The organism is Streptomyces sp. NPDC086549 (assembly GCF_044746205.1).
Taxonomy (GTDB): Bacteria; Actinomycetota; Actinomycetes; order Streptomycetales; family Streptomycetaceae; genus Streptomyces.
In genome coordinates this window covers 822,320-843,640 of the sequence record NZ_JBIVBS010000001.1, presented here as the reverse complement: position 1 = coordinate 843,640, position 21,321 = coordinate 822,320, and the positions used below count along the sequence as shown (strand labels likewise).

19 protein-coding genes are annotated in these 21,321 nt (G+C 72.1%); 14 read left to right on the top strand and 5 right to left on the bottom strand.

Translation table 11 applies throughout. The features are described 5' to 3' along the window. The coding region (locus ACIPSA_RS03875) for a HAMP domain-containing protein (RefSeq protein WP_402628420.1) at positions 1 to 1,373 on the bottom strand (1,373 nt) is incomplete at its 3' end. A 102-nt stretch (positions 1,374 to 1,475) separates the two neighbouring features. Between ACIPSA_RS03875 and ACIPSA_RS03870 the strand changes: the two genes are divergently transcribed. From ACIPSA_RS03870 to ACIPSA_RS03860, 3 genes are all read left to right on the top strand, one after another. Beyond that, a complete protein-coding gene (locus ACIPSA_RS03870) occupies positions 1,476 to 3,419 on the top strand; it encodes a SpoIIE family protein phosphatase (RefSeq protein ID WP_402628418.1) in 1,944 nt (647 codons plus the stop codon). 67 nt (positions 3,420 to 3,486) lie between these two features. Beyond that, positions 3,487 to 4,719, top strand: coding sequence for a radical SAM family heme chaperone HemW (hemW, locus tag ACIPSA_RS03865; RefSeq protein WP_402628417.1), 1,233 nt, complete (start codon positions 3,487 to 3,489; stop codon positions 4,717 to 4,719). A 128-nt stretch (positions 4,720 to 4,847) separates the two neighbouring features. Further along, positions 4,848 to 5,414 (top strand): Uma2 family endonuclease, encoded by a 567-nt coding sequence (locus tag ACIPSA_RS03860; protein ID WP_402628415.1) that lies wholly within the window; start codon positions 4,848 to 4,850, stop codon positions 5,412 to 5,414. Here ACIPSA_RS03860 and ACIPSA_RS03855 read toward each other — a convergent pair. Together ACIPSA_RS03855 and ACIPSA_RS03850 are read right to left on the bottom strand one after the other, a co-directional pair. Further along, positions 5,392 to 6,201, bottom strand: a complete 810-nt coding sequence (locus ACIPSA_RS03855; RefSeq protein ID WP_402628413.1) for a DUF3097 domain-containing protein — start codon at positions 6,199 to 6,201, stop codon at positions 5,392 to 5,394. The genes ACIPSA_RS03860 and ACIPSA_RS03855 overlap by 23 nt on opposite strands. Before the next feature lie 34 nt (positions 6,202 to 6,235). Continuing rightward, positions 6,236 to 6,958: an MBL fold metallo-hydrolase gene (locus ACIPSA_RS03850; RefSeq protein WP_402628412.1), complete on the bottom strand. Its 723-nt coding sequence runs from the start codon at positions 6,956 to 6,958 to the stop codon at positions 6,236 to 6,238. A gap of 165 nt (positions 6,959 to 7,123) precedes the next feature. Here ACIPSA_RS03850 and hrcA point away from each other — a divergent pair, with 165 nt between their 5' ends. From hrcA to ACIPSA_RS03825, 5 genes are all read left to right on the top strand, one after another. Next, a complete protein-coding gene (hrcA, locus tag ACIPSA_RS03845; protein ID WP_402628410.1) occupies positions 7,124 to 8,140 on the top strand; it encodes a heat-inducible transcriptional repressor HrcA in 1,017 nt (338 codons plus the stop codon). Further along, positions 8,141 to 9,277: a molecular chaperone DnaJ gene (dnaJ, locus tag ACIPSA_RS03840; RefSeq protein ID WP_402628408.1), complete on the top strand. Its 1,137-nt coding sequence runs from the start codon at positions 8,141 to 8,143 to the stop codon at positions 9,275 to 9,277. A 190-nt stretch (positions 9,278 to 9,467) separates the two neighbouring features. Continuing rightward, positions 9,468 to 10,556, top strand: coding sequence for a nitronate monooxygenase (locus tag ACIPSA_RS03835; RefSeq protein WP_402628406.1), 1,089 nt, complete (start codon positions 9,468 to 9,470; stop codon positions 10,554 to 10,556). Then, a complete protein-coding gene (locus ACIPSA_RS03830) occupies positions 10,553 to 11,290 on the top strand; it encodes a 16S rRNA (uracil(1498)-N(3))-methyltransferase (protein ID WP_402628404.1) in 738 nt (245 codons plus the stop codon). Before ACIPSA_RS03835 ends, ACIPSA_RS03830 begins: the two co-directional genes overlap by 4 nt. Positions 11,291 to 11,306: 16 nt before the next feature. Next, entirely contained in the window at positions 11,307 to 11,699 is a 393-nt protein-coding gene (locus ACIPSA_RS03825) for a VOC family protein (protein ID WP_402628403.1), read from the top strand. On the opposite strand, the gene ACIPSA_RS03820 is transcribed toward ACIPSA_RS03825, so the two are convergent. Next, the gene (locus tag ACIPSA_RS03820; RefSeq protein ID WP_402628401.1) at positions 11,641 to 12,036 is read right to left on the bottom strand and encodes a hypothetical protein; all 396 of its coding nucleotides are present in this window, start codon (positions 12,034 to 12,036) and stop codon (positions 11,641 to 11,643) included. The genes ACIPSA_RS03825 and ACIPSA_RS03820 overlap by 59 nt on opposite strands. A 141-nt stretch (positions 12,037 to 12,177) precedes the next feature. Here ACIPSA_RS03820 and ACIPSA_RS03815 point away from each other — a divergent pair, with 141 nt between their 5' ends. From ACIPSA_RS03815 to ACIPSA_RS03795, 5 genes are all read left to right on the top strand, one after another. Next, complete coding sequence (locus ACIPSA_RS03815; protein WP_402628399.1) at positions 12,178 to 12,741, top strand: hypothetical protein; 564 nt, start codon at positions 12,178 to 12,180, stop codon at positions 12,739 to 12,741. Positions 12,742 to 12,913: 172 nt separating this feature from the next. Then, positions 12,914 to 16,072 carry a S41 family peptidase gene (locus ACIPSA_RS03810; protein ID WP_402628397.1) on the top strand — a complete coding sequence of 1,053 codons (3,159 nt, stop codon included), beginning with the start codon at positions 12,914 to 12,916 and terminating at the stop codon, positions 16,070 to 16,072. A 130-nt stretch (positions 16,073 to 16,202) separates the two neighbouring features. Beyond that, positions 16,203 to 16,556 (top strand): histidine triad nucleotide-binding protein, encoded by a 354-nt coding sequence (locus ACIPSA_RS03805; RefSeq protein WP_402628395.1) that lies wholly within the window; start codon positions 16,203 to 16,205, stop codon positions 16,554 to 16,556. A gap of 6 nt (positions 16,557 to 16,562) precedes the next feature. After that, positions 16,563 to 17,468: a ribonuclease Z gene (locus tag ACIPSA_RS03800; protein WP_402628394.1), complete on the top strand. Its 906-nt coding sequence runs from the start codon at positions 16,563 to 16,565 to the stop codon at positions 17,466 to 17,468. A gap of 20 nt (positions 17,469 to 17,488) precedes the next feature. Then, entirely contained in the window at positions 17,489 to 18,481 is a 993-nt protein-coding gene (locus ACIPSA_RS03795; RefSeq protein ID WP_402628392.1) for an adenosine deaminase, read from the top strand. Here the strand turns inward: ACIPSA_RS03795 and ACIPSA_RS03790 are convergent. Then, positions 18,445 to 19,671: an MFS transporter gene (locus tag ACIPSA_RS03790; RefSeq protein WP_402628390.1), complete on the bottom strand. Its 1,227-nt coding sequence runs from the start codon at positions 19,669 to 19,671 to the stop codon at positions 18,445 to 18,447. The two genes, ACIPSA_RS03795 and ACIPSA_RS03790, sit on opposite strands and share 37 nt — an antisense overlap. A gap of 318 nt (positions 19,672 to 19,989) precedes the next feature. Here ACIPSA_RS03790 and ACIPSA_RS03785 point away from each other — a divergent pair, with 318 nt between their 5' ends. Then, the gene (locus ACIPSA_RS03785; RefSeq protein WP_402628389.1) at positions 19,990 to 21,279 is read left to right on the top strand and encodes a glucarate dehydratase family protein; all 1,290 of its coding nucleotides are present in this window, start codon (positions 19,990 to 19,992) and stop codon (positions 21,277 to 21,279) included. Positions 21,280 to 21,321 lie beyond the last annotated feature (42 nt).

Below are 21,321 nucleotides of genomic sequence, written 5' to 3'. Positions count from 1 at the left end.
CCGAGGTTTCCTTCGGTGCCGACCTCGCGGGCCACGCGCGTGACCTCGTCGGCGAAGGCGGACAGCTGGTCGACCATGGTGTTGATGGTGGACTTCAGTTCCAGGATCTCGCCCTTGGCCTCCACCGTGATCTTCTTGCCGAGGTCGCCCTGGGCGACGGCGGTCGAGACGAGGGCGATGTTGCGGACCTGCGACGTCAGGTTGTCCGCCATGAAGTTGACGTTGTCGGTGAGGTCCTTCCAGACGCCGCTGACGCCCCGCACCTGGGCCCGGCCGCCGAGGTTTCCTTCGGTGCCGACCTCGCGGGCCACGCGCGTGACCTCGTCGGCGAAGGCGGACAGCTGGTCGACCATGGTGTTGATGGTGGACTTCAGCTCCAGGATCTCGCCCTGCGCGTCGACCGTGATCTTCTGGCTCAGGTCGCCGTTGGCGACGGCCGTCGTCACCTGGGCGATGTTGCGGACCTGCGACGTCAGGTTCGACGCCATGAAGTTGACGTTGTCGGTGAGGTCCTTCCACACCCCGCTGACGCCCCGCACCTGGGCCCGGCCGCCCAACTGCCCTTCGGTGCCGACCTCGCGGGCCACCCTCGTCACCTCGTCGGCGAAGGCGGACAGCTGGTCCACCATCGTGTTGACGGTGAGCTTCAGCTCCAGCAGCTCCCCGGTCGCCTCGACCGTCACCGTACGGGTCAGGTCGCCGCGGGCCACCGCCGTGGTCACCAGGGCGATGTCGCGGACCTGGGCGGTCAGCCGGGACGCCATCGTGTTGACCGCCTCGGTCACGTCCCGCCAACTGCCCGACAGACCCCGCACCTTGGCCCGCCCGCCGAGCCGCCCCTCGGTGCCGACCTCGCGGGCCACCCGGGTCACCTCGCCGGTGAACAGGGAGAGCTGGTCGACCATCGTGTTCACGGCCCTGCCGAGCCGCCGCAGGTCACCGCGCAACTGCCGGCTGCCGTCGTGCAGATCGACCCGCTGGGTCAGGTCGCCGCCGGCCACCGCGTCCAGGACGCGCGTGGCGTTGGCCGCCGGGGCCACCAGGGCGTCCAGGATCTGGTTCACGTCGTTGACCCGGGACGTCCACGCACCCTGGCCGGGGCTGGCCGAGATCCGCTCGTCGAGCCGTCCGTGCCGCACCAGCTCCCGCTTCACGCGCTGCAGCTCCGAGCCGAAGTGCAGGCTCCGGTCGATGATCTGGTTGAAGACCGCGGCGAGTTCGGCGTCGATGCCGTTCCCGGTCTCCGGCATCTTGGCGAAGTCGCCGTCCCGCGCGGCGGTCATGGCGGCGAGCAGAGGACGCAGCGCGGATGCTCGGAGTTGTTCCGGTTTCTGTCCTTCTTCGAGCACATGTGTAGCACTGTTCTCACTCATGGCGGCCCACTTCGGTAACTCGGCGCTTATGGGCGCAGTCAGTCTGTCACTCTGTCCGCATCGACCGAGGCGTATTCGTCCTAACTGCTCGGGGAGCCGGCCATGGGGGCCATACCGACGCAACGGGAGACCGTTGCCCGTATCCGCGGTGTGCCTGCGCACCGGGGCACGGGGGAGCGTACGGAGGTGCGCACAACCCTGCCCGGAAGCCCCCTCGCGCCGGGCTCCGCCCGCGCACTGGTGCGCGCCGCGCTCTCCGACTGGACGGACCTCGGGCTCGTGGGCTCCGATCGGCTCGCCGACGACGCCATGGTCGCGGTCAGCGAACTCGTCACCAACGCCGTTGTGCACGCGGGCACCGAGGTCGAGCTGATCTGCCACCTGGAGGACACCGGCGCCCTCGTCGTCGAGGTCACCGACCACCACCCCTCGCGCGCGCCCCGCGAGCACGCCGCCGAGGTGCCGCACGAGACGCCGGAGTACGGCCGCGGCCTGCGCCTCGTGGCCTCGCTCGCCGAGTCCTGGGGCGTCACGTACCGCACCGGCGCCAAGACCGTGTGGGCGCGGCTGCCCGCCGAGGCAAACGCCGCCGCCGACGAGATCGAGGCGTATGCCGGGGAGCGCGCCCTGGAACGCGGGCTGAAGGTCGCCGAGATCCTGGCACCGGAACCGCAGCGGGCCGAGCGCGACCGGGACTGGCTCGACCGGGGCGCCCTGTCCTTCCTCGCCGAGGCCTCCGACCTGCTCGCCGGACAGCTCGACGAGAACCTGGTCGCCGCGCTCACCGGGCAGCTGATCGTGCCCCGGCTCGCCGACTGGTGCGCGGTGTGGCTGGAGGACGAGGCGACCGGGCGATGGGGCAACCACCGCTCCGGCGCGCCCGAGAGCGGGGGAGGCTGGGGGGACGGCAGCGGTGCGGGTGCGGCCTGGCCGCGCCTCGCCCGGGTCTGGCACGGCAGCGAGAACCGCATCGAGGAACTGCGCCGGGCCCTGGAGAAGGATCCGCCGCGCCCGCGTGACGGGTTGCGGTCCGGGCCCGAGCCGTACCCCTGGCCCGGCGAGGCGCTCGGCCCGCAGGGCACCGACGGCACGGCGCTCGCGTACCGGCTGATCGCGGGCGGCCGTCCGCTGGGCACCCTGGTCATCGGGCGGTGCGGGCTGCTGAGCTTCCCGGACGAGATCACCGGGCTCGTCGAGGACCTCAGCCGCCGGGTGGCCCTCGCCATCGGCGCGGCCCGCCAGTACGCCCGCCAGGCCACCATCAGCGCCGTCCTGCAGCGCGGACTGCTGCCCGGCGCCGTCGCCGAGATCCCAGGGCTGCGCAGCGCCCTCGTCTACGAGCCGTGCGACAAGGGCGGCCCCAGCGGCGACTTCTACGACCTGTTCCCGGTGGGCGACGGCCGCTGGTGCTTCGCCGTCGGCGACGTCCAGGGCAAGGGCCCGGAGGCCGCCGTCGTCATCGGCCTCGCCCGGCCCTGGCTGCGGCTCCTCGCCCGCGAGGGCTACCGGGTCGCCGACGTCCTCGACCGCCTCAACCAGCTCCTCCTCGACGACGCCACGGAGGCCGCGGACGCGGCGGCCCGCGCGCTGGTGGCCGCCGGGGGCCGTCCCGTGACCGCCTCGGACGGCCCGCAGACCCGCTTCCTCTCCCTCCTCTACGGCGAACTGGCCCCCTTCGACGGCGGGGTCCGCTGCACCCTCGCCTCCGCCGGGCACCCGCTGCCGCTGCTCCTCGGGCCCGACGGCCAGGTCCGTACGGCCGCGCAGCCGCAGACACTCCTCGGGGTCGTCGAGGACGCCACGTACACCAGCGAGACCATCGAGCTGCGCCCCGGCGACAGTCTCCTCTGCGTCACCGACGGGGTCACCGAGCGGCGCTCCGGCTCCCGCCAGTTCGACGACGGCGACGGCCTCGCGCAGGCGCTCTCCGGATGCGTGGGGCTGAGCGCCGAGCTGATCGCGGAGCGGATCAGACGGCTGGTGCACGAGTTCGGCGGCGGGGCGCCGGAAGACGATCTTGCGCTGCTGGTGCTGCAGGCGGAGTGACCGTCGTCGTACGGAGTAACGGAGTAGTCGTACGGAGTAACAGTCGTCGTACGGGACAATGGAGGACATGCCTTCCGCACTCCCCGACGGCGAGCCCGTCCCCGCCGACGGTGCGCTGCCCGCGTCCGCGCTCGCCGGGGCCGCCGACCGCCCCCTCGGCTTCTACCTGCACGTTCCGTACTGCGCGACCCGCTGCGGCTACTGCGACTTCAACACCTACACCGCCACCGAGCTGCGCGGCACGGGCGGGGTGCTGGCGTCCCGCGACAACTACGCGGACACGCTGATCGACGAGGTCCGCCTGGCCCGGAAGGTGCTGGGCGACGACCCGCGCGAGGTCCGCACGGTCTTCGTCGGGGGCGGTACGCCGACGCTGCTGGCCGCCGACGATCTCGTACGGATGCTGGGGGCGATCCGCGACGAGTTCGGCCTGGCGGCCGACGCGGAGATCACGACGGAGGCCAACCCGGAGTCGGTGGACCCGGCCTACCTCACCACGCTCCGCGAGGGCGGCTTCAACCGCGTCTCCTTCGGCATGCAGAGCGCGAAGCAGCATGTGCTGCGCGTGCTCGACCGCACCCACACGCCGGGCCGCCCGGAGGCGTGCGTCGCGGAGGCCCGGGCGGCGGGCTTCGAGCACGTCAACCTGGACCTGATCTACGGCACGCCCGGCGAGTCGGACGACGACTGGCGGGCCTCACTGGACGCGGCGATCGGGGCGGGCCCGGACCACGTCAGCGCCTATGCCCTGATCGTCGAGGAGGGCACGCAGCTGGCCCGTCGCATCCGCCGGGGCGAGGTCCCGATGACGGACGACGACGTCCACGCGGACCGTTACCTGATCGCCGATGAGGCCCTGTCGGCGGCGGGCTTCGACTGGTACGAGGTGTCCAACTGGGCCACGTCCGAGTCGGGCCGCTGCCTGCACAACGAGCTGTACTGGCGGGGTGCGGACTGGTGGGGCGCGGGGCCGGGCGCGCACAGCCATGTGGGTGGCGTCCGCTGGTGGAACGTGAAGCACCCGGGGGCGTACGCGGCGGCGCTGGCGTCAGGACGGACGCCGGGAGCGGGCCGGGAGCTCCTGTCCGACGAGGACCGGCGGGTGGAGCGCATCCTGCTGGAGCTGCGGCTGCGGGAGGGGGTGCCGCTGGCGCTGCTGAAGGAGGAGGGGCTTGCGGCTTCCCGGCGGGCGCTGGGGGACGGGCTGTTGGAGAGCGGGCCGTACGAGGAGGGGCGAGCGGTGCTGACGCTGCGGGGGCGGCTGCTGGCGGATGCCGTGGTGCGGGATCTGGTGGACTGATCACTCCGGAGGGTGAATCGGTGCGGAACGTCGGTTCGGTCCCTAACCTGGTTCGTAGGCTGCCGCCGTAATTGCACGGTGGCGGAAAGCGGAGGGCTGCGGAGTTGACCGCTGTGGATGACCGACCGATGACCACCGATGTCGTGGAGTTCTTCGAGAACCTTGAGGTTCCCGAGGGGTACAAGGCCGAGCTCCTCCGGGGGGAAATCGTGATGATGGCAGCACCGGATCTGGTGCACACCGACATCGTCGAAGCGGTTCTCGACCAGTTCTCGCGGCGGGATTGGAGGAGGCTCCAGATGGTGGCCGTTGCCATCCTGCAGGAGACCAGCGAGCCTCTGCCGGACCTCGTGCTGGTCGAGAGGGGCGTGGGACCGCGTGAGGGGCAGCTGATGCCGTCCAAGGTGATCAGCATGCTTGTCGAGGTCGTATCCAAGACCAGTGTGGAGCGCGATTACGACATCAAGCGCTCGATCTATGCCGCCGGTGGTGTGCCCATCTATCTGATCATCGACCCGATCATGGGCCACTGCGTCATGCTCACCGAGCCGACGGGCACGGGAGAGGGAGCCGACTACCAGCTGCAGCGGGTGACCAAGTTCGGCGCCCCGGTCCCATTGAAGCCGCTCGGTATCGAGCTGGACACCATCGAGTTCGGCACCTACAAGGGCGTCAAGCCTCACAGTCGCCCGTGACGAAGTCGATCAGCTCCTCCACCCGCCCCAACAACTCCGGCTCAAGGTCCTTGTAGGACCGCACCCGCCCCAGAATCCCCTGCCAAGCCGCCCCCGTGTTCTCCGGCCAGCCCAGCGCCCGGCACACCCCCGTCTTCCAGTCCTGCCCGTGCGGGACCCTCGGCCAGCCCGCGATCCCCAGTGCGGCCGGCTTCACCGCCTCCCAGATGTCGATGTACGGGTGGCCCACGACCAGCGCGTGCTCGCTCGTCACCGACTCGGCGATCCGCCACTCCTTGGTGCCCGGCACGAGGTGGTCCACCAGCACGCCCAGCCGCGCGTCCGGGCCCGGGGCGAAGTCGGACACGATCGACGGCAGGTCGTCCACGCCCTCCAGGTACTCCACCACCACGCCCTCGATGCGCAGGTCGTCGCCCCACACCTTCTCGACCAGTTCCGCGTCGTGCCGGCCCTCGACGTAGATGCGACCGGCGCGGGCGACACGCGCGCGTGCCCCGGGGACGGCGACCGAGCCGGAAGCGGTACGGGTGGGTCGTACAGGACCGGCCGAGGGCCGTACCAGCGTCACCACCCGGCCCTCCAGCAGGAACCCCCGCGGCTCCAACGGGAACACCCGGTGCTTGCCGAAGCGGTCCTCCAGGGTCACCGTGCCCGCCTCGCAGCGGATCACCGCGCCGCAGAAGCCGGTGCCGGGCTCCTCCACCACCAGGCCGGGGTCCGCCGGGACCTCGGGCACTGGCTTCGGCTTCTTCCAGGGCGGGGTCAGGTCGGCGGAGTACTGGCGCATTCGGATGACGATAGGAGAACCGCCGGACCCCCGCTCACGACACGCCGAAGCGGGCCGCCAGCTCGTCACGCTGCCGTCGGACGAACCCCGCGTCGACCACCGCTCCGTGACCGGGCACGTACAACGCGTCCTCGCCGCCCAGGGCGAGCAGCCGGTCGAGGGCGGCCGGCCACTGGGACGGTACGGCGTCGGGGCCGGCCTGCGGCTCACCGGACTCCTCGACGAGGTCGCCGCAGAACACCGCCTCCGGGTCGCCCGGCACCAGGACCGCCAGGTCGTGCGCCGTGTGCCCCGGGCCGATGTTCGCCAGCAGCACCTGGCGGCCGCCGCCCAGGTCCAGGGTCCACTCGCCGGAGACCAGGTGGCGGGGGAGGACGAGGGCGTCGGCCGCCTCCTCGGCCTCCGGGGCGGGCAGGCCGTTGCGGAGCGCGTCCAGGCGGAGCTCCTCCCGCTCGTACGCGAGGACCGAGTCGATGCCCACCGCTCCGAACACCTCCGCGCCCGCGAAGGCCGCCGCGCCGAAGACGTGGTCGAAGTGGGGATGGGTGAGCGCGAGATGGGTCACACGGTGACCCGCGAGCTCCTGCGCCCGCGCACGCAACCGCGCGCCCTCAGCGAGGCTCGACCCGGCGTCCACCACGAGCGCCGTACCCTCCCCCAGGACCAGCCCCGCCGTACAGTCCCAGCCCGGCAGCCGGCACCGCCCGACCCCGGCGGCCACCCGTTCCCACCCCAGCTCTTCCCAAGTCACCGTCATACGGCGACGCTAGCCCTGACACCCCACCCGGGCACGAAGGCGCAGGACCGGCCTTGCCCGGGGCGTACCCCGCCGCCGTACACTGGGCCGGGGAGTGCTGGCACTCGCATGAGCAGAGTGCCAGGGAAGGCGTCGAGACCACGACATTTCTGGAGGTGTGCGCGAATGCTGAGTGAACGAAGGCTCCAGGTACTGCGCGCCATCGTCCAGGACTACGTCGGCACCGAGGAGCCGGTGGGCTCGAAGGCGCTCACCGAACGGCACAACCTCGGCGTGTCCCCGGCGACGGTGCGCAACGACATGGCGGCCCTGGAGGACGAGGGGTTCATCGCCCAGCCGCACACCAGTGCGGGGCGCATCCCCACCGACAAGGGCTACCGGCTGTTCGTCGACAAGCTCGCCGGCGTCAAGCCGATGAGCGCGCCCGAGCGGCGGGCGATCCAGAACTTCCTCGACGGCGCGGTCGACCTCGACGACGTCGTGGCGCGGACGGTCCGGCTGCTCGCCCAGCTCACCCGGCAGGTCGCCGTCGTGCAGTACCCCTCCCTGACCCGCTCGACCGTGCGGCACGTGGAGCTGCTGTCGCTCGCGCCCGCGCGCGTGATGCTCGTGCTGATCACGGACACCGGGCGGGTGGAACAGCGGATGGTCGACTGTCCGGCGCCGTTCGGGGAATCGTCTCTGGCGGATCTGCGGGCGCGGCTGAACAGCCGGGTCGCGGGCCGTCGGTTCACCGACGTGCCCCAGCTGGTCGAGGATCTGCCGGACGCCTTCGAGGTCGAGGACCGAGGTACGGTCTCGACGGTGCTCTCCACCCTCCTGGAGACGCTCGTCGAGGAGAACGAGGAGCGGTTGATGATCGGCGGCACCGCCAATCTCACCCGCTTCGGGCATGACTTCCCCCTCACCATCCGGCCCGTTCTGGAGGCGCTGGAGGAGCAGGTCGTGCTCCTCAAGCTCCTCGGCGAGGCGAAGGATTCGGGCATGACCGTGCGGATCGGTCACGAGATCGCCCATGAGGGACTCAACTCCACGTCTGTGGTGTCGGTCGGCTACGGTTCGGGCGGAGAGGCAGTCGCCAAACTCGGCGTGGTCGGACCGACCCGCATGGATTACCCGGGAACGATGGGAGCGGTACGCGCAGTGGCACGTTACGTCGGACAGATCCTGGCGGAGTCGTAAGTGGCCACGGACTACTACGCCGTACTCGGCGTGCGTCGCGACGCGTCGCAGGAAGAGATCAAGAAGGCCTTCCGTCGGCTCGCCCGCGAGCTGCACCCGGACGTCAACCCGGATCCGAAGACCCAGGAGCGGTTCAAGGAGATCAACGCCGCCTACGAGGTGCTGTCGGACCCGCAGAAGAAGCAGGTCTACGACCTCGGCGGCGACCCGCTCTCCCAGTCCGGCGGCGCCGGTGCGGGCGGCTTCGGGGCCGGCGGCTTCGGCAACTTCTCCGACATCATGGACGCGTTCTTCGGTACGGCGTCGCAGCGCGGCCCGCGCTCGCGCACCCGGCGCGGCCAGGACGCGATGATCCGTATCGAGGTCGAGCTGGACGAGGCGGCCTTCGGTACGACCAAGGACATCCAGGTCGACACCGCGGTCGTCTGCAACACCTGCAACGGTGAAGGCGCGGCCCCGGGCACGTCCGCCCAGACGTGTGACATGTGCCGCGGCCGCGGTGAGGTGTCGCAGGTGACCCGGTCCTTCCTGGGCCAGGTCATGACCTCGCGTCCCTGCCCGCAGTGCCAGGGCTTCGGCACGGTCGTCCCGACGCCGTGCCCGGAGTGCGCGGGCGACGGGCGCGTCCGCTCCCGCCGCACCCTGACCGTCAAGATCCCGGCCGGTGTCGACAACGGCACGCGCATCCAGCTCGCCGGTGAGGGCGAGGTCGGGCCGGGCGGCGGTCCGGCCGGCGACCTGTACGTCGAGATCCACGAGCTGCCGCACAGCACCTTCCAGCGGCGCGGCGACGACCTGCACTGCACGGTGACGATCCCGATGACGGCGGCGTGCCTCGGCACCAAGGTCCCGCTGGAGACCCTGGACGGCCTCGAAGAGGTCGACATCCGTCCGGGGACCCAGTCCGGCCAGTCGATCCCGCTGCACGGCCGAGGCGTCACGCACCTGCGCGGCGGCGGCCGGGGCGATCTCATCGTCCACGTCGAGGTCCAGACCCCGACCAAGCTCGACCCCGAGCAGGAACGCCTGCTCCGCGAGCTGGCCAAGCTGCGCGGCGAGGAACGGCCACAGGGGCAGTTCCAGCCTGGGCAGCAGGGGTTGTTCTCGCGGTTGAAGGATGCGTTCAACGGTCGCTGACGCGAGCTGGAACAGCTGCTGGGGGTCCGGGGGTCGTCCCCCGGGCAGACACGGTCAGCCTGGGCAGCAGGGGTTGTTCTCGCGGTTGAAGGATGCCTTCAACGGTCGCTGAGCCGCCATGCATGCCCGTGGCTTATGCCAAGGGACGGCCGGATTCGGACTTGTTCGGAGGACGTGACAACATGCCGTCATGTCCTCCGCACTGACCGTTCTCTGCCCGCATCCGATCGTGCAGGCCCCCATGGCGGGCGGTGTCTCCGTCCCGCAGCTCGCCGCCGCCGTGTCCGAGGCGGGCGGTCTCGGGTTCCTCGCCGCCGGGTACAAGACCGCCGACGGCATGTACCAGGAGATCAAGCAGGTGCGGGGCCTCACGGGCCGTCCCTTCGGTGTGAACGTGTTCATGCCGCAGCCGGAGTATGCCGAGTCCGGCGCCGTGGACCTCTACGCGAACCAGCTGGCCGGCGAGGCCGCCTGGTACGAGACCGAGCTCGGCGACCCGGACAGCGGGCGCGACGACGGCTACGACGCCAAGCTCGCCATACTCCTCGACGACCCGGTGCCGGTGGTCTCCTTCCACTTCGGTGTCCCGACCCGTGACGTGCTGGACTCCTTCCGCCGCGCCGGAACCCTCACCTTGGTCACCGCGACCACCGCCGAGGAGGCCCTCGCCGTGCAGCGGGCCGGCGCCGACGGGGTGATCGCGCAGGGCGTGGAGGCCGGCGGTCACCAGGGCACCCACCGTGACGTCCCGGAGAACGACGGCTCCGGCATCGGACTGCTCTCCCTCGTCGCGCAGATCCGCGAGACCGTGGACATCCCGATCGTCGCGGCCGGCGGCATCATGCGCGGTGGTCAGATCGCCGCGGTCCTCGCGGCGGGCGCGAGCGCGGCCCAGCTCGGCACCGCGTTCCTCGCCAGCGCCGAGTCCGGCGCGAACGCCCTGCACAAGCAGGCGCTGACCAATCCCCTCTTCGCGCGTACGGAGCTGACCCGCGCGTTCTCCGGCCGCCCGGCCCGCGGCCTGGTCAACCGCTTCATGCGCGAGCACGGCCGGTACGCCCCCGCCGCCTACCCGGAGGTCCACCACCTGACCTCGCCGCTGCGCAAGGCGGCCGCCAAGGCCGGCGACACGCAGGGCATGGCGCTGTGGGCGGGCCAGGGGCACGGGATGGCCCGGGAACTGCCCGCCGGGCAGCTGGTGGAGGTCCTGGCCGCCGAACTCGCCGAGGCCAGGACAGCGTTGTCGGCCGCTCCGGCCACCGGGGGTGAGCCGCGATGACCGCCCCGGTCTTCGTCGTCGAGCACCTCCGCGCAGGCGGCGGACAGTACGTCCTCGACGGCCCCGAGGGGCGGCACGCGGTCTCCGTGAAGCGGCTGCAGCCCGGGGAGGAAGTCGTCCTCACCGACGGCGCCGGGCGTTACGCGGTGTGCGACGTGATCGGCACCGAGGGCAAGGACCGGCTGATCGTCCACATGAGCACGGTGGACGAGGAGCCGGAGGAGTCCCCCCGGATCACCGTCGTCCAGGCCCTCCCCAAGGGCGACCGCGGTGAGCTCGCCGTCGAGACCATGACCGAGGTCGGAGTCGACGCGATCGTGCCGTGGCAGGCCTCCCGCTGCATCACCCAGTGGCGGGGCGACCGCGGGCTCAAGGCGCTCGGCAAGTGGCGGGCCACCGCCCGCGAGGCCGGCAAGCAGTCCCGCCGGGTGCGCTTCCCGGAGGTCGCGGACGCGACGACGACCAAGCAGGTTGCCGCACTTCTCGCCGGAGCCGACTTCGCCGCCGTGCTCCACGAGAGCGGTGAGGAACCGCTCGCCACCGCCGAACTCCCCACCGAGGGCGAGATCGTGCTGGTCGTCGGGCCCGAAGGCGGTGTCTCGCCCGAGGAGTTGACGCTGTTTCAGGAAGCGGGTGCCCAGGCGTACGTCCTGGGGCGTACCGTGCTGCGTACATCGACCGCCGGGACCGCGGCGGCGGCCCTCCTCCTGGGCCGTACCGGGCGCTGGTCCTGACACCAGGGGGAACCCCGTGGAACTCGCACAGGTCCGGTTGCTCGTCACCGACTTCGCCGCCTGCTACCGCTTCTACGCCGAAGTCCTCGGCCTCAAGCCGCAGTCGGGCGCGACCGACGGGCCGTACGAGAAGTTCAGCCCGCACACCGGGTCCGCCGGGATCGCGCTCCAGGACCGGGCGATGATGGCTCAGGTCCTGGGGGAACTCGGAGACACGGCGACCGGCCACCGCTCCCTGGTCGTGCTGCGCGTCGACGACCTCGACGCCTACTGCGAGGAGATCGTCTCCCGCGGCGCCGCCCTGATCCACGGCCCGGCCCCCATGACCGACCGCATGCGCGTCGCCCACCTCAAGGACCCGGAGGGCAACCTGGTGGAGCTCCAGGAGTGGCTGCTGCTGCGCACCTGACGACGACGGCCGGGTAGAGCTCCCAGCCGTCCAGCTCCGCGGGGCCCGGCAACACTCCGAGCTGCCGGGCCTCGTCCACGAAGGCTCGTACGACTCGGGGTTCGTGCAGGTTGAGCGGGTCGCCGCCGGCGGTGGCCACGAGGCCCGAGTGCCAGTACGCGCCGCCGGAGACGATGCGTCCCTCGCCCGCCCGGAAGACGATCCGCGTAGGGACTCCGGCCCGGTACAGCGTGAGCACCTCGCGGCAGGCCTCGCCGGCCGTGTGCCGGTGCCGGACGGTCCACCGGTACTCCGTCCCGTCGGCGACGAGCCTTCTGAGCCTGCGGTCGCTGTGCATCCGGCCAGACTAGGACAGGGCTAGGACAGGGCCAGGACAGGTCCTGGGCGGTCGAGTCCCACTCGACGGTGACATGCGCGAACAATTGAGTGGCCGTTTGCGGTCTTCCGTGACGCCCGAGTCGGTGGCAGGCTGCCCTCCATGGGGGTGTTGAGGCGGATTTGGCATCGGCCGCGCGGGACACGAGTGGCGGCCGTGGTGGGACTCGCGGTGGTGGCCGTGGGCGGAGTCGTGGCGTGCCAGCCCGGCGACCTGAACTCCGCGACGGTGGCGTACACGACCGACAAGACGGCGACGGCCAAGCTCGAACGGCAGCACGTGAAGGTGCGCTGGCTGAGCTGCACCGGCAACTACGGCAACAAGGCCTATACGCCCGGGAATACGCCCTCGCCCGGCGAGACCACCGTCGTCTCGGTCGACTGCCAGGGGCAGACCGACGACGGACGGAAGATCACCGTCACGGGCAAGGTCACCAAGGCCGTGGACGGCGCGTGCGTGCGCGGCGACCTCGTCGCCAAGGTCGGCGGCAAGGAGTGGTTCCATGTGAAGGGCCTCGGCAACTGCGACGCCGGGCCCGGACCGACGTACACCCCGCCCGTCACCTACCGTCCCCCGGGCGGGCAGCAGCCCGGTCCCACCGTCACCGTCACGAGGACCATCTGGTGCAAGGGCGACCCCACCTGCTGGCCCGTCGAGGGCAAGTGATCGGAAAGGGATTTCGCCGACTCCGCCCGCTGCATAGGGTGACCGGGTGACTGAGTCCACATCGAGGGGTTCGGCGGGTTCGACAGGGGCGTCGGTGTCTTCAGCGTCTTCAGCGTCCTCAGTATCCTCAGCGTCTTCTTCGTATCTCCGATTCCCCCACCTGCACGGCGACTTGGTGGCCTTCACCGCCGAGGACGACGTCTGGCTCGCGCCTCTCGACGGCGGCCGGGCCTGGCGGGTCAGCGCCGACAACGTGCCGGTGACCCTGCCGCGCATCTCGCCCGACGGTACGACCGTCGCCTGGACCTCCATCCGTGACGGCGCTCCCGAGGTGCACATCGCCCCGGTCGCGGGCGGCCCCGCCAAGCGGCTCACGCACTGGGGCAGTTGGCGGACCCAGGTGCGCGGCTGGACCCCCGAGGGACAGGTCCTCGCACTCACCGCCCACGGCCAGCCCAGCCTGCGCCGCAGCTGGGCACACGCCGTCCCGCTCGACGGCGGCCCGGCCACCACCCTGCCGTACGGTCCCGTCGGCGACGTCGCGTTCGGGCCGCGCACCGTGCTGCTGTCCGCGCCGATGGGCCGCGAGGCCGCCTGGTGGAAGCGGTACCGGGGCGGTACGGCGGGCAAGTTGTGGATCGACGGGGGCGTTCGCGACGGGGAAGGCACGGGCGAGTTCGTACGGCTGCACGAGGAGCTGGACGGGAACATCGAGTACCCGGTGTGGGTCGGGGACCGGATCGCGTTCCTGTCCGACCACGAGGGCACCGGCGCGCTGTACTCCTCCCTCGCCGACGGGTCCGGACTGCGGCGGCACACCCCCCTCGGAGGCTTCTACGCCCGGCACGCCGCCACCGACGGCAGCCGGGTCGTCTACTCCAGTGCCGGTGAACTGTGGCTGCTGGACGACCTGGAGGGCGCCGAGCCGCGGCCGCTCGACGTGCGGCTTGGCGGCCCGCGTGTGGACCTGCAGCCGTTCCCGGTGGACGCGGCACGCTGGTTCGGGGCCGCGTCCCCCGACCACGGCGCGCGCGGCAGCGCGGTCTCCGTGCGCGGCGCCGTCCACTGGGTCACCCACCGCTCCGGCCCGGCCCGCGCGCTGGCCGCGAGGCCCGGCGTACGGGCCCGGCTGCCGCGCACCTTCCGCGCCGACGGCGAGGAGTGGGTGGCGTGGGTGACGGACGCCGAGGGCGACGACGCCCTGGAGTTCGCTCCGGCGACCGGGCTCGCGCCCGGCGCGATCCCGAGACGGCTCGCCGCGGGACAGCTCGGCCGGGTCCTGGAGCTGGCCATGGCGCCCGACGGCAGCCGGGCTGCCGTCGCCGCGCACGACGGGCGGCTGCTGCTCGTCGAACGGGAGACCGGCGAGGTGCGCGAGGTCGACCGCAGCGCGGACGGCGAGGTGTCCGGGCTGGCCTTCTCGCCCGACTCGGCCTGGCTCGCCTGGTCGCACCCCGGCCCGCGCCCCCTGTCCCAGCTCAAGCTCGCCCACACCACCGACCTGTCGGTCACCGAGGCGACCCCGCTGCGCTTCCAGGACTACGCGCCCGCCTTCACCCTCGACGGCAAGCACCTCGCCTTCCTGTCCAACCGCTCCTTCGACCCGGTCTACGACGAGCACGTCTTCGACCTGGCCTTCGTCGTCGGCGACCGTCCCCATCTGATCACCCTCGCCGCGACCACGCCGTCCCCGTTCGGCCCGCAGCGGCACGGCCGCCCCTTCGAGACCCCCGACAAGGACGAGACCCCCGACAGCGAGGGCACCCCGTCCACCCGCGTCGACCTCGAAGGGCTCGCCGAGCGCGTGGTCCCCTTCCCGGTCGAGGCCGCCCGCTACTCCAACCTGCGCGCGGCGAAGGACGGCGTGCTGTGGCTGCGGCACCCGGTGCGCGGCGTCCTCGGCGCCTCCCGCGCCACCCCCGACGACCCCGACCCCAAGACCGAGCTGGAGCGCTACGACCTCGCCCAGCGGCGCATCGAGCACCTCGCCGCCGACGCCGACCACTTCGAGGTGAGCGGCGACGGCAAACGCGTCCTGCTGTGGACCGACGGCCGGCTCAGGGTCGTACCCAGCGACCGGCGCGCCGCCCACGACGACGACGGCGACACCAGCGTCACGGTCGACCTCGCCCGGGTACGGCAGACCGTCGACCCGGCCGCCGAGTGGCGGCAGATGTACGACGAGGCCGGGCGCATCATGCGCGACCACTTCTGGCGGCCCGACCTGAGCGGGGTCGACTGGGACGGCGTCCTCGACCGCTACCGCCCGCTGCTCGGCCGCGTCGCCACCCACGACGACCTCGTCGACCTGCTGTGGGAGGTGCAGGGCGAACTCGGCACCTCGCACGCCTATGTGGCCCCGCGCGGCGGATACGGCGAGGCTCCCCGGCAGGGCCTGCTCGGCGCCGACATATCGCGTCACCCGGACGGCAGTTGGCGCATCGACCGGATCCTGCCCTCGGAGACCTCCGACCCGGACGCCCGCGCCCCGCTCGCCGCACCAGGCGTCGCCGTGCGCGCCGGGGACGCGATCGTCGCCGTCGGCGGCCACCCGGTGGACCCGGTGACCGGACCGGGGCCGCTGCTGGTCGGTACGGCGGGGGAGCCGGTCGAGCTGACCATCTCGCCGTCCGGCGGCGGCGACCTGCGGCACGCGGTCGTGGTCCCGATCGCCGACGAGGAGCCGCTGCGCTACCACGACTGGGTGACCGGCCGGCGTGCCTACGTCCACGAGCGGTCCGGCGGCCGGCTCGGCTATCTGCACGTGCCCGACATGCAGGCCCCCGGCTGGGCCCAGATCCACCGCGACCTGCGGGTCGAGGTGGCCCGCGAGGGGCTTGTCGTCGACGTCCGGGAGAACCGGGGCGGCCACACCTCCCAGCTCGTCGTGGAGAAGCTGGCCCGGCGCATCGTCGGCTGGGTCCTGCCGCGCGGCATGCGCCCCTACAGCTACCCGCAGGACGCGCCCCGGGGGCCCGTCGTCGCCGTCGCCAACGAGTTCTCCGGCTCCGACGGCGACATCGTCAACGCGGCGATCCGTGCCCTCGGTATCGGACCGGTGGTCGGCACGCGCACGTGGGGCGGTGTGATCGGCATCGACAGCCGCTACCGCCTGGTCGACGGCACGCTGATCACCCAGCCCAAGTACGCGTTCTGGCTGGAGGGTTACGGCTGGGGCGTGGAGAACCACGGGGTGGACCCGGACGTGGAGGTGGTCCAGCGGCCCCAGGACTGGGCGGCGGACAGGGACCCCCAGCTGGACGAGGCGATCGCGCTGGCGCTGGCCTCGCTGGAGTCGACGCCCGCGAAGACTCCGCCGGAGCTGCCGTGACGTCCGGGGGCTGACGCCCCCGGGCCCCCGCTTCGGCCTGAACGGCCTCGTCCTCAAACGCCGGACGGGCTGGATGGTGTCCACCCCGATACGATGCCTCCCGTACTCGATCAACCGAGGAGGCACACCCATGGCAGGGGAGCCGCAGGACGACTGCCTGTTCTGCAAGATCGTCGAAGGGCACATCCCGGCGACGATCGTCCGTGAGACGGAGACGACCGTCGCCTTCCGGGACATCAACCCCCAGGCGCCCACCCACGTCCTGGTGATCCCCAGGGTGCACTACAGGAACGCGGCCGAACTCGCCGAGGCCGAACCCGCGATCGCCGCGGACATACTGCGCGAGGCCCAGGCGGTCGCCGACGAGGACAAGCTGGAGAGCTACCGCGTCGTCTTCAACACCGGCAGCGGCGCCGGCCAGACCGTGTGGCACGCCCACGCGCACGTGCTCGGCGGCCGCGGCATGCAGTGGCCCCCCGGGTAAGCCACGGTGTCCGTACGTGAATTGGTGGTCCTCGGCACCGCCAGCCAGGTCCCGACCCGGCACCGCAACCACAACGGCTACCTGCTGCGCTGGGACGGCGAGGGCATCCTCTTCGACCCCGGCGAGGGCACGCAGCGCCAGATGCTGCGTGCCGGGGTCGCCGCGCACGACCTGAACCGGATCTGCGTCACGCATTTCCACGGGGACCACTCGCTGGGCCTGGCGGGCGTGATCCAGCGGATAAACCTCGACAAGGTGCCGCATCCGGTGACCGCCCACTATCCGCGTTCCGGGCAGCGCTTCTTCGACCGGCTGCGGTACGCCACCGCCTACCGGGAGACGGTCGAGCTCACCGAGGCGCCGGTGGACGCCGACGGGGAGCTCGCGGTGACCCCGGCGTACACGCTTCAGGCCCGGAGGCTGTCCCATCCCGTCGAGTCGTACGGCTACCGGCTCGTCGAGCCCGACGGGCGCCGCATGCTGCCCGAGCGGCTCGCCGCGCACGGCATCAAGGGGCCGGACGTCGGACGGATCCAGCGCGAGGGTGTCCTCGGGGGCGTGCGTCTCGACGACGTCAGCGAGGTGCGGCGCGGGCAGCGGTTCGCGTTCGTCATGGACACGCGGATGTGTGACGGGGTGCACGCGCTCGCCGAGGGCTGCGACATGCTCGTCATCGAGTCCACCTTCCTCGACGAGGACATGGAACTGGCCGTCGAGCACGGGCATCTGACGGCTGGCCAGGCCGCGCGGGCCGCCCGGGACGCCGGAGTGCGGCACCTCGTGCTCACCCACTTCAGCCAGCGCTACTCCGAGCCGGAAGAGTTCGAGCGGCAGGCGCGGGCCGCCGGTTTCGAGGGAGAGCTGACCGTGGCGCGCGATCTTCTGCGAGTGCCGGTCCCGAAGCGCAGATAGATCGCGCTTACGATGCTTCGATGCCCCTCCCGAAAGCAGAACTGCACCTCCACATCGAAGGCACCCTCGAACCCGAGCTGGCGTTCCGGCTCGCCGAGCGGGGCGGTGTCCGGCTTCCGTACGCGGACACGGAAGAGCTGCGCAAGGCGTACGAGTTCGAGGACCTCCAGTCCTTCCTGAACCTGTACTACGAACTCATGGCCGTCCTGCGCACCGAGCAGGACTTCGCCGACCTGGCCGACGCCTACCTGGCCCGTGCCGCCGCGCAGGGCGTGCGGCACGCGGAGATCTTCTTCGACCCCCAGGCACACATCGCCCGGGGCGTGCCGATGGGCACGGTCGTCGAGGGGCTGTGGCGGTCGCTCGGGCGCAGCGAGGAGAACCACGGCGTCTCCACCCGGCTGATCATGTGCTTCCTGCGGGACGAGTCCGCCGACTCGGCCCTGGAGACCCTGGAGGCGGCCCGGCCGTACCTCGACCGGATCACCGGGGTCGGCCTCGACTCGGCCGAGGTCGGCCACCCGCCGGTCAAGTTCCGCGAGGTGTACGAGGCCGCCGCCGCGCTCGGGCTGCGGCGCGTGGCACACGCGGGCGAGGAGGGGCCGCCGGAGTACATCACCGAGTCCCTGGACGTGCTCGGCATCGAGCGTGTCGACCACGGCCTGCGCTGCATGGAGGACCCGGCGCTGGTGGAGCGGCTGGTGCGGGAGCGGATCCCGCTCACCCTCTGCCCCCTCTCCAACGTGCGGCTGCGGGCCGTCGACGTCCTGCCGGAGCACCCGCTGCGCGCGATGATCGAGGCCGGGCTGCTGTGCACGGTCAACTCCGACGACCCGGCCTACTTCGGCGGCTACGTCGCCGACAACTACCACGCGGTGCGCGACGCCCTCGGGCTGACCAAGGAGCAGATGCGCGAGCTGGCCCGCAACTCGTTCCTCGCGTCCTTCCTGGAGGACGACGAGGAGCGGCGGGCCCGTTACCTCGCCGAGGTCGAGTCGTACGAGTTCTCGTAGGCGGTGTCGTAGGCCTGCTGCGCGGGTGCGGCCGGCGCCTCCACCGGGATGTCCACGACCGGGTGCGGCCGCCTGCCCGCGCGCAGCGCGACGGCGGTCAACGGCACCGCGATCGCCAGCAGGCCGACGGCCAGGATCGTGCCCATGGCGGGGAACCCCGCCTGCGCCGACAGCACGCTCCCGGTCAGCGGGCCCGCCGCCGTGCCCAGTGACGAGGCCGAGCCGACCAGGACCGCCCAGCGGCCGCGCGGGTCCAGGGAGGCGGCGAGGCCGATCACGTAGGACAGCACGATCGGGTAGAGCACGTTCCAGGCGATCTCGCCCGTCGCGAAGGTCATGAGGCCGGTCGCGGACGCGCTGAGCGCGACGCAGGCCGCGATGAGCGCCGTACCGACGCCGATGGGTTTCGCCAGACCCAGCCGCGGGCCGAGCGCCCCCGCTCCCAGCACCCCGATCAGCCCGGCGCCGAGCGCGACCGCGAAGACCGCGCCGACGGTCGCCTCGCTGAGGTGCGCCTGGGCGAGGCCGATGCGGCCGCTGACGCCCCACAGGGAGTTCTGCACCAGGGACCAGCACGGCATGGCGGCGGCCAGGACGAGGCCGGAGCGACGGTGGGGAAGCGGCGTCCGGTCGTGCCGGGTGTGCGGGGCGGCCGTACGGGTGGAGAGGCGGCCGGTGAGCGGCCAGACCGCGAGCGCGGTGAGCGCGATCGCGGCCAGGGGCTGTCCGTGGCCCGCGCCGAGGTGCGGGACCGTCAGATAGACGGCGCCCGCGAGCGCGGAGACGCCGAGCAGGCCGAGCGTGGTGGTGCGGTGCGGGTCGGGCCGGCCGGCGATGCCGGTGGCGGCGACCGCGGTGACCGTGCCCGAGCCGAACCCGCCGACGAGCGCGCCGACGACGACGGCCGGCACGACGTCGGTGAGGGCGGCGCCGCCATAGCCGAGGACGGCGAGCGCGAGACCGGCGCGGGCCGCGGTGCGTGCCCCGATCCGGCCGGCCCGGGACGCCAGCAGGAAGCCCGCCGCCGCCGAACTCAGCAGCAGCGCGCTGCCGATGGCGCCCGCCTGGGTGGGGGAGAGGGGAAGCCCCGAGTCGAGCCTGCCGACGGTCGTGGGCAGCAGATACGGAGCGAGGTACCCGGCCGTGAAGAGGGCGACGAGGGGCCAGGGCGTGGTGCGGGGGGCGGACACGGGCGTTCCCGGGGCATGCGAAAGGAGCGACTGGGAAAAGGGGGTTGGGCGACGACCGTCGACGGACAGGAACGCGCGAGCAAGTTGTATCAAGCAGGCGGTTGCGGACAAAGTGCGGGCAGTGTGATGTGGGGCACATTCTGTTTGGTGCTGGGGATGGCGGGTACAAGCGCGCGCCGGTACGGCGCCGGGCGAGGGCGTCGTTGACGGCCGCCGTTCTGTTCGGTTATCTAATTGCTGTTCTCATACGTGGATGAGTGTTTCCATGGATGACGTGTTTCGGCTTGCCGCCGGAATCGACCTCGGAGGAGTCGCCCCGTGACCCGTGACCTGACCATCGCCGAGGTGCGGCTGACGCCGATCCTGGTCGCCGACCCTCCACTGCTCAACACCCAGGGCGTGCACCAGCCGTACACCCCGCGGCTGATCGTGGAGGTGGTCACGGCCGACGGGATCACCGGGCTCGGTGAGACCTACGGTGACACCAAGTACCTGGAGCCGGCCCGGTCGCTCGCGGAGCGGCTCACCGGCCGCTCGGTCATGGATGTGAACAGCCTTTTCTCGCTCGACCTCGTCGTGGACGAGTCCCGGGTCAGGGACGCCGTCGACGCCGGTGGGCTGCGCGGTGTCCAGACCGCCGACAAGCTGAGGCTGTCCGTGCTGTCCGCCTTCGAGGTCGCCTGCCTGGACGCCCAGGGCAGGGCGCTCGGGCTGCCCGTGCACGCGCTGCTCGGCGGCAGGCTGCGGGACACCGTCGAGTACAGCGCCTACCTCTTCTACAAGTGGGCGGGGCACCCGGCGGGCGTGGCGGCCGAGCCGGACGAGTGGGGTGCCGCCCTCGACCCGGCCGGGGTCGTGGAACAGGCCCGCAGGCTCCAGCAGCGGCACGGCTTCGGGTCGTTCAAGCTCAAGGGCGGTGTCTTCCCGCCCGACGAGGAGATCGCGGCTGTCCGCGCCCTGGCCGAGGCCTTCCCCGGGCACCCCCTGCGACTCGACCCCAACGGAGCCTGGTCCGTGGCGACTTCGCTGAAGGTGGCGAAGGAGCTCGGGGACGTCCTGGAGTACCTGGAGGATCCGACGCTGGGTACGGCCGCCATGGCGGAGGTGTCCGCGGGCACGGACGTCCCGCTCGCCACCAACATGTGCGTGACGACCTTCGCCGAGATCGAGGAGGCGTTCACGAAGGACGCCGTGCAGGTGGTGCTCTCCGACCACCACTACTGGGGCGGGCTGCGCAACACCCAGCACCTCGCGGCGATCTGCGCCACCTTCGGCGTCGGGGTGTCCATGCACTCCAACACCCACCTGGGGATCAGCCTCGCCGCGATGACCCACGTCGCCTCGACCGTGCCCGGCCTCCACCACGCCTGCGACTCCCACTACCCCTGGCAGCCGGAGGACGTCCTGACCGAGCGGCTCACCTTCTCCGGCGGCCGGATCACCGTCTCCGACGCCCCCGGCCTCGGCGTCGAGCTGGACCGCGACAAGCTGGCCTTCCTGCACCGCCGGTGGGCCCGGAACGACGGCTCGCTCAGGGAGCGGGACGACGCCGCGGCGATGCGGGTGGCCGAACCCGGGTGGGTGACGCCGACGATGCCCCGCTGGTAGACGGTGCCCCGCCGGTAGAAGTCCGCCGGTCCCCGATCGGGG

Bases quoted from the DNA above. Each gene is read 5' to 3' on its own strand.
- ACIPSA_RS03815 (WP_402628399.1), top strand. From the start codon at position 12,178: ATGGGGGTGTTGAGGCGGATTTGGCATCGGCCGCGCGGGACACGAGTG.
- ACIPSA_RS03830 (WP_402628404.1), top strand. From the start codon at position 10,553: ATGACCGCCCCGGTCTTCGTCGTCGAGCACCTCCGCGCAGGCGGCGGA.
- ACIPSA_RS03835 (WP_402628406.1), top strand. From the start codon at position 9,468: ATGTCCTCCGCACTGACCGTTCTCTGCCCGCATCCGATCGTGCAGGCC.
- ACIPSA_RS03860 (WP_402628415.1), top strand. From the start codon at position 4,848: ATGACCACCGATGTCGTGGAGTTCTTCGAGAACCTTGAGGTTCCCGAG.
- ACIPSA_RS03805 (WP_402628395.1), top strand. From the start codon at position 16,203: ATGGCAGGGGAGCCGCAGGACGACTGCCTGTTCTGCAAGATCGTCGAA.
- ACIPSA_RS03870 (WP_402628418.1), top strand. From the start codon at position 1,476: ATGGGGGCCATACCGACGCAACGGGAGACCGTTGCCCGTATCCGCGGT.
- hemW (WP_402628417.1), top strand. From the start codon at position 3,487: ATGCCTTCCGCACTCCCCGACGGCGAGCCCGTCCCCGCCGACGGTGCG.
- ACIPSA_RS03850 (WP_402628412.1), bottom strand. From the start codon at position 6,958: ATGACGGTGACTTGGGAAGAGCTGGGGTGGGAACGGGTGGCCGCCGGG.
- ACIPSA_RS03820 (WP_402628401.1), bottom strand. From the start codon at position 12,036: ATGCACAGCGACCGCAGGCTCAGAAGGCTCGTCGCCGACGGGACGGAG.
- ACIPSA_RS03795 (WP_402628392.1), top strand. From the start codon at position 17,489: ATGCCCCTCCCGAAAGCAGAACTGCACCTCCACATCGAAGGCACCCTC.
- hrcA (WP_402628410.1), top strand. From the start codon at position 7,124: ATGCTGAGTGAACGAAGGCTCCAGGTACTGCGCGCCATCGTCCAGGAC.
- ACIPSA_RS03855 (WP_402628413.1), bottom strand. From the start codon at position 6,201: ATGCGCCAGTACTCCGCCGACCTGACCCCGCCCTGGAAGAAGCCGAAG.